Genomic DNA, 6,771 nt, shown 5'->3' with positions numbered 1-6,771 from the left:
CCCCAAGACAAATTGGTTATAGAAACGGATGCACCGTATCTTACGCCTCATCCACATCGTGGTGAAAGAAATGAGCCAAGTTATACCACTTTTGTAGCAGAGAAAATGGGTGAACTCTCATCACTCAGTACTCTTGAGATAGAAAAGTTAAGTACGCAAAATGCCCAAAGGCTTTTTAGGTTCTAATGCGTACATCTATAAGATATCTTAAACGTATTTTATTTCTGTACACACTAGGTGTAGGTACCATTTATGCCATATCATTAGAACATAAATACCCTAGCTATACGTATGTATTTAATGAATTTGATGTAGATGAATCTTATCTGTATAATGAAGACTTTATCTCTTTTGTTTCAAAGAATGAAAAAAATCTAAAATCATTTTATCAACATTCATTACGACGAGGTAAAGAGATCTTACCTACGATGCAAGGACTTCTTGTTGATGATGGGGTGAGTGATCTGTTTATCTATCTTTCTATGGTAGAATCCGGATTTTCTACAGATGCCGTCTCTCCTAAAAAAGCTGTAGGTTTGTGGCAGTTCATGCCTGCTACTGCAAAAGAATACGATCTTACTGTATATAATAACTATGATGAACGGTGTGATACCGTCAGTGCTACATCTGCAGCGATAAATTATCTCAATAACTTGCATAAACAGTTTGGAAAATGGTATCTCGCAGCAATGGCATACAATTGTGGTGAAGGTTGTGTCAGTAGAGCCATTAAGCTTGCAAGTACGGATGAATTAAGTGTATTGACAGACGAAAGATCGAAGTATGTGCCGCGTGAAACGCGTCAATACATTAAAAAACTTCTTCTTCTCGCTATGATAGGTGAGAATTTTACTTTGGGTTTCAGTAACGATAATAGTGATACGTTCAAAAATTCTCTCATACAGGTTGATGTTCTTGCTGGAACATCACTCAAAGAGATTGCTGCACTGCTAAAAATGAAAGAAGAAAAACTTTTAAATCTCAACAGAAGTTTGAAAAATGGTGTAGTACCTAAGGATAAACCTATATATAAAATTACGATTCCCATAGAGAAGATGTATGCTTTTTATCTACGTTACAAACAACCTATACCTCAAAAGCGTTATAAATCACATATGGTCTCACATAATGTCAGCCTGGGGGAGACATTGGAGAGTATTGCGAAATATTATAATGCAGATGCAGAAGAGATCAGAATATCAAATCATTTAGCAGATGAGTTTTTGATGGTAGATGATATGTTGGTGATTCCTGTCACACAAACTGTATTTGAAAAAGTAGCGAAATAATTAAAATCAGGTATGAAGAATGGTTATTTCCCTATATGGATATCAAGCAAAAACAAAGTCAAATAAAGTGATAATATCTGCCTAAAGATAAATACATAACAGAGGTATTATGAAGAGGCTTGCATCCCCTATATTATTGATGATCATTTTGGCTGCAAGTACTCTTTTTACAGGGTGTTCCCAAAAACGTGAGGTAGCGAAAGAACCAGGCGCTACCAAATACACAAGTGCTGCAAGACACAGGGCTACCATGCGTTCATACAAAGTATTAGGTAAAAGGTACCATCCTACGTATGTAGAAGTAGGACAGGTCATGCATGGGATTTCTAGTTGGTATGGTCCAGACTTTCATGGAAAGTACACGAGTAATGGAGAAGTGTATAATATGCATGCAAGAACTGCAGCACACAAAACCTGGCCAATGGATACTATGGTAAAAGTAAATAACTTGGAAAATGGTAAAAGTACTATAGTACGTATCAATGATAGAGGGCCTTTTGTAAAAGGTCGTATTATTGACTGTAGTTATACTGCTGGTAAAGAGATAGGGCTTGATAGAGTGGGAATCGCTAAGGTTTCTGTGCAAGTACTTGGATTTGCAGGAAAAGTTGAATCAGCTGCAACGATAGCCAAACAGAAAAGAGAACATACACAAGAGCGTATAGTGCTCTCTGACTTTGGGGTACAAGTGGGTGCATTCAGATATCCTGAAGGGGCAAAGATATATCAAAGAAAATACAGTAAATTGTATACACGATACAGAACTATCATAAGACGTTTTGATGATGTAGATGGAGCACCTTTATTCCGTGTTTGGCTTATGGGATTTGGATCTGAAGATGAAGCTAGGGATTTCAAAAATACACATGACCTCGAAGGTGCATTTATTGTAAGAAATTAAGATACAGGAAAAAAGATGATAGAAGTAACAAGAGAAACAAAAGAGACACAAATCACAGTTAAACTTAACCTTTACGGTTCAGGACAAGCCGACATAAACACTGGTGTAGGCTTTTATGATCATATGCTCGAAGCATTTACAAAGCATGCACATATAGATATGGAAGTGAGTTGTACTGGCGATACGCATATAGATGACCATCATACGGTTGAGGATGTGGGTATTGTTATAGGTCAAGCACTTAAGAAGGCTATCTATCCAGTACAGAGCATAGAACGTTTCGGTAATGCAACGGTGGTTATGGATGAAGCAAGTGTGACTTGTGATATAGATCTGTCAAATCGTGGGTATCTTGTGTTTGAACTTCCTATTGGAGGTAAAGTAGGGGATTTTGATGTGGAACTTGTGGAAGAGTTTTTTAAAGCATTTGCATTTAATCTTCCTCTGACACTACACCTGATCTATAACCGTGGTAAAAACAAACACCACATTATTGAAGGTGCATTCAAGGCACTAGCAGTTGCCCTTCGTAGAGCAGTAACAGTCAATGAAAATGCAGGTATACCAAGTACAAAGGGTGTACTGTGAGTATTGAATTAATTGTACTTGATGTAGATGGGACGATGACAGACAGTCGTATCACCTATAGTGAGCATGGTGATGAGATCAAGTCTTTTAATGTAAAAGATGGTTTAGCTATCGCTTCATGGAGAAAACTTGGAAAACAGGTAGCAATTATTACAGGAAGAAGTTCAGAGATCGTTGCACGTCGTGCAAAAGAGTTGCATATAGAACACTTTTATCAGGGGATACATAACAAAAAAGAAGTTCTGGAATCTCTCTTGGAAAAGTTGGATCTAACGATGGATAATGTTGCAGCTATAGGGGATGACTTAAATGATCTGTCAATGCTTAAAGCGGCAAAAGTTTCATTTGTGCCAAGGGATGCAAGTGCCTATGTAGATAAAATAGCTACTGTAGTACTTTCAAAAAGAGGTGGAGATGGGGCAGTGCGTGAGATGATAGAACATCTTATCGTTAAAGAAGGACTTGAAGAGAAGTATCTGGAGCTATGGGAATAAAATTAGAATTTGTATTGATCATTGCAATCATAGGAATCATAGCAGGATCCCTAATGCTGAAATTTCGTAATGCACCTGTACCAACTACAGTATTGACTAAAGAAGTTGAATTTAGAAATACCACTTTGATAGAAGTAGATACAGACAACATGAAAAGTCGGGCATATGCAACACATGGAGTTAGAGACCAAGGTGTTTTGACATTAGAAAACATTGTATATCTAGGTGATACTATTGAGTCTCTATCTGCGAATAAAGCTAGACTCAAAGGTGATTTTCTCCACTTGAACGGTAATGTTGTCCTGCAGGAAAAAGGTGGCTATAAGTATGAAACACAACATGCTATCTATAATAAAAAGACTGAAATTTTAAATATTACATCCCCCTTTACCGGTGTGAAAGGTCAAAACATTGTTCAGGGAGAAAGTATGGAGTATAACACACGCAAAAAAAAGGCTACAGGTACAACTGTCGGTACAGTCTTTTATACACCAGACAAGTAATATCATGGTACAATGTTTAACTAAATAGGTCACAAAGGAGTTATATTGAATTTTTTAAAAATAATGCTTTTATTGATGCTTACACAAACACTTTTTGCAGAAAAAGTAGAGATTACTTCTACATCTATGGAGGCAGAAGAGTTAAAAAAAGAAGTACATTTTATAGGTGATGCCAAAATAATCAAAGGTAGTGATTGGTTATATGCTGACAAGGTGATTGTCTATTTTGGTGAGAATAATGAAACAAGTAAATATGAAGCTATTGGATCTGTATCTTTTGAGTTTAAAAAGGATGACAAACATTTCAAAGGAAGTGCCGATAGAGTCATATATAATATTGTTAAATCACTCTATGTCCTAAAAGGAAAAGCAATTATAGATGATATGGTCAATAAAAGTCATGTAGATGGTGATGAGATCATGCTTGATATGTCTACAGGAAGTGTAGATGTTAAAGGTAGCAGTAAAAAACCGGTGAAATTTATTTTTGATATGAAGGACAAATAGTGAGTATGCCTCGTGTAGTAGAAGCAGAGTTTATCAAATCAGCACAAAGTATTGCAGATGCTTTACCTGAAGATATGAGTGAAGTGGTTTTTTTAGGACGTTCAAATGTAGGTAAAAGTTCCACACTGAATTCATTAACGCAAAGAAAGAACTTGGCAAAAAGTTCAGCTACACCAGGGAAAACACAACTGATCAATTTTTTTGAAACGAGATATCTTTACAATGAACAGAGTTATCCTGTACGTTTTGTAGATTTGCCGGGGTTTGGATATGCTAAAGTCTCCAAAACACTGAAAGAAGTTTGGCAGAAGAACCTTGTAGAGTTTATTCAACATCGTGTCTCTATACGTCTTTTTATCCATTTGCGTGATGCCCGTCATCCTCATGCCAAGATAGATGATGATGTTGAAAATTATATTTCTGAATTTATTCGTCCTGATCAAAAATATCTAACAGTATTTACAAAGATCGACAAGCTCAATCAAAAAGAGAAAGCAAAACTAAAGCGAGAGTTTCCTGGATCGATTACACTTTCGAACCTTAAAAAGAATGGTCATGACAAAGTCCATAAAATAATACTGCAAACGATTTTTGGTGTAGATGATGAAGTGAAAAGAGAAAATGAGCCAACAAAAGAAAATGGAGAAGAAGGGTGATTGAACTTGTTAAAGCGAAACTGAGTGATATCCCTGCAATGCAGGCACTGGTTGTTTCTGAAGTAAAGGATGGAATCATTCTTAATCGTACAGAAGATGAAGTCGCAACAAATATCCGCTCTTATGTCTTAGCAAAAGATGGCGAAAAACTTGTTGGATACACAGCATTACATATACATTCCAGAAGATTAGCAGAGATCAGAAGCCTTATTGTTGATGAAGCCTATCGTGGACAAAGTGTTGGTCAGAGAATGGTGCAGTTTACGTTGGATGAAGCCAAAGCTATAGGTGTTGAAGAAGATGTACTTGTTTTAACTTATCTCCCACAGTTCTTTCTCAAACTAAACTTTAAAGAGATCAATAAAGAGGTGATACCTGAACATAAAATTTGGGCTGATTGTATTAAATGTATCCATTTTCCTATCTGTAATGAAGTAGCCTTAGTCTACAAATTAGCATAATCTGAGTTTTTTATATGGATCATGTAACCAAAGCACAACATGGCCTGTTTTTTTGGTTATTTGCCGGGACATTTATCTTTGTTTATCCCATGCTTATCTCTATTTATGTTTTTTTACCCCTACTCATGGGTGCCATGGGTTATATGTTAGTGCAGGGCTTAGAGAGAGAAAAGACCTATTTTATTTTACTTGCTATCGTTTACATGGTGAATCTGGAAGTTAATCTCTCTTTACCGATATTTCTTGCAGTTATTTCTTCTTTATTGTTTTACGTACTTGTCTATCCATCTTTAACACATTTCCGAAAATGTAAAATATGTCGACCATTGTTAAGTGTACTTTTTTTAGACTTTATGTATCTAGGGTGTCTATTTTTTTATGATTTTATCTTTCAGACACAGAGTATTATTTTAGATGAAATCTTACTCTATACACTTATAGTAGATATGTTAGTTGTGGTGATTTTATGAGATATAAGTTTATCCTATTGGTTTTCCTTGTTTTTTGGGGTGTGATGATAACACGACTTTATCATGTCAGTATTAAATCCAATTTTTACTATGAAGAGTTGGCAAAAGAGAATATCGAAAGAAAACAATTTATCAAACCCGTTAGAGGTGAGATAACAGATGTTCGTGGAAATCTGTTGGCTATGAACCAGATAGGGTTTTCACTCTCCATCGCACCACATTTAAAGGTAAAGAACCATCACCTGGAAAATGTCATCGATACACTAGTTGAAACATTTCCTGATCTTAATAAAACAGTGATGTTGAAGGTCTACAAAAAACATAATTCACCTTATAATCATAAGTATATAAAAGTTGTTGATTTTATACATTACTCAGATATGATGGGTGCCTATCCGAAATTGAGTCTAGTAGAAAATATTAAAATAGAAGCAGAAACAAAACGCTATTACCCTTATGGAAAGTATGCAGCTCATATAGTCGGATACACAGGAAGATCCAATAAAGAAGAAAATGAAAAAGACCCTGTGGTCAATGAAGTAGGGAAAATAGGAAAGAGCGGATTAGAACGTCATTATAATAAAGTACTCGAAGGTGAACTTGGCTATGAGATCAGTAAAGTAACTGCAACGAACAAAGCTATAGAAGTACTTGAAAAAGAACTTCCAAAAGACAATAAAAATATACGTCTCAACATTGATATAGAGCTCCAGAAAATGATCTATGAACGTTTTGGAGATCATACCGGTGTGGCAGTTGTTATGCGCACTAATGGTGAAGTATTATCTGCAGTCAGTTATCCATCGTATGATCCTAATCTTTTTGTGGGAGGTATCAGTACAGAAGATTGGAAAGCTTTGCAGGATGATCTTGCACATCCTTTTACCAACAAATTTATACAT

At 35.8% G+C, this 6,771-nt stretch carries 10 protein-coding genes and 1 pseudogene; all 11 read left to right on the top strand.

Annotated elements, in window-relative coordinates:
• Window positions 1-186: TatD family hydrolase (locus tag ABZC96_RS07350; protein ID WP_373030140.1), on the top strand; the 186-nt coding region annotated here is incomplete at its 5' end.
• Window positions 186-1,289, top strand: a complete 1,104-nt coding sequence (locus ABZC96_RS07345) for a transglycosylase SLT domain-containing protein (RefSeq protein WP_373030139.1) — start codon at window positions 186-188, stop codon at window positions 1,287-1,289. The genes ABZC96_RS07350 and ABZC96_RS07345, both read left to right, overlap by 1 nt.
• 109 nt (window positions 1,290-1,398) lie before the next feature.
• Window positions 1,399-2,190 carry a septal ring lytic transglycosylase RlpA family protein gene (locus tag ABZC96_RS07340; protein WP_373030138.1) on the top strand — a complete coding sequence of 264 codons (792 nt, stop codon included), beginning with the start codon at window positions 1,399-1,401 and terminating at the stop codon, window positions 2,188-2,190.
• A 15-nt stretch (window positions 2,191-2,205) separates the two neighbouring features.
• Window positions 2,206-2,778, top strand: coding sequence for an imidazoleglycerol-phosphate dehydratase HisB (gene hisB, locus ABZC96_RS07335; protein WP_373030137.1), 573 nt, complete (start codon window positions 2,206-2,208; stop codon window positions 2,776-2,778).
• A complete protein-coding gene (locus ABZC96_RS07330; protein ID WP_373030136.1) occupies window positions 2,775-3,272 on the top strand; it encodes a KdsC family phosphatase in 498 nt (165 codons plus the stop codon). The genes hisB and ABZC96_RS07330 overlap by 4 nt, the downstream gene beginning before the upstream one ends.
• Entirely contained in the window at window positions 3,263-3,775 is a 513-nt protein-coding gene (gene lptC, locus ABZC96_RS07325; protein WP_373030135.1) for an LPS export ABC transporter periplasmic protein LptC, read from the top strand. The genes ABZC96_RS07330 and lptC overlap by 10 nt, the downstream gene beginning before the upstream one ends.
• A gap of 45 nt (window positions 3,776-3,820) precedes the next feature.
• Entirely contained in the window at window positions 3,821-4,282 is a 462-nt protein-coding gene (lptA, locus tag ABZC96_RS07320) for a lipopolysaccharide transport periplasmic protein LptA (RefSeq protein ID WP_373030134.1), read from the top strand.
• 5 nt (window positions 4,283-4,287) lie between these two features.
• Window positions 4,288-4,938 carry a ribosome biogenesis GTP-binding protein YihA/YsxC gene (gene yihA, locus ABZC96_RS07315; protein ID WP_373030142.1) on the top strand — a complete coding sequence of 217 codons (651 nt, stop codon included), beginning with the start codon at window positions 4,288-4,290 and terminating at the stop codon, window positions 4,936-4,938.
• On the top strand, window positions 4,935-5,399 hold the full coding sequence (locus tag ABZC96_RS07310) for an N-acetyltransferase (protein ID WP_373030133.1): 465 nt from the start codon (window positions 4,935-4,937) through the stop codon (window positions 5,397-5,399). Before yihA ends, ABZC96_RS07310 begins: the two co-directional genes overlap by 4 nt.
• A 14-nt stretch (window positions 5,400-5,413) precedes the next feature.
• The gene (locus ABZC96_RS07305; RefSeq protein ID WP_373030132.1) at window positions 5,414-5,869 is read left to right on the top strand and encodes a hypothetical protein; all 456 of its coding nucleotides are present in this window, start codon (window positions 5,414-5,416) and stop codon (window positions 5,867-5,869) included.
• A 44-nt stretch (window positions 5,870-5,913) separates the two neighbouring features.
• Window positions 5,914-6,771: pseudogene (locus ABZC96_RS07300) on the top strand (penicillin-binding protein 2); the annotation flags it as partial.

The sequence above is a fragment of the Sulfurovum sp. genome (genome assembly GCF_041551015.1).
Classification (GTDB): domain Bacteria; phylum Campylobacterota; class Campylobacteria; order Campylobacterales; family Sulfurovaceae; genus Sulfurovum.
Note: the sequence above shows the minus strand (reverse complement) of the source record. Positions and strands in the feature narration are given on the sequence as shown.

What these genes read in the sequence shown, in the direction of transcription:
- yihA (WP_373030142.1), top strand. Translation starts at nt 4,288, where the DNA reads ATGCCTCGTGTAGTAGAAGCAGAGTTTATCAAATCAGCACAAAGTATT.
- ABZC96_RS07340 (WP_373030138.1), top strand. Translation starts at nt 1,399, where the DNA reads ATGAAGAGGCTTGCATCCCCTATATTATTGATGATCATTTTGGCTGCA.
- ABZC96_RS07345 (WP_373030139.1), top strand. Translation starts at nt 186, where the DNA reads ATGCGTACATCTATAAGATATCTTAAACGTATTTTATTTCTGTACACA.
- ABZC96_RS07305 (WP_373030132.1), top strand. Translation starts at nt 5,414, where the DNA reads ATGGATCATGTAACCAAAGCACAACATGGCCTGTTTTTTTGGTTATTT.
- hisB (WP_373030137.1), top strand. Translation starts at nt 2,206, where the DNA reads ATGATAGAAGTAACAAGAGAAACAAAAGAGACACAAATCACAGTTAAA.
- lptC (WP_373030135.1), top strand. Translation starts at nt 3,263, where the DNA reads ATGGGAATAAAATTAGAATTTGTATTGATCATTGCAATCATAGGAATC.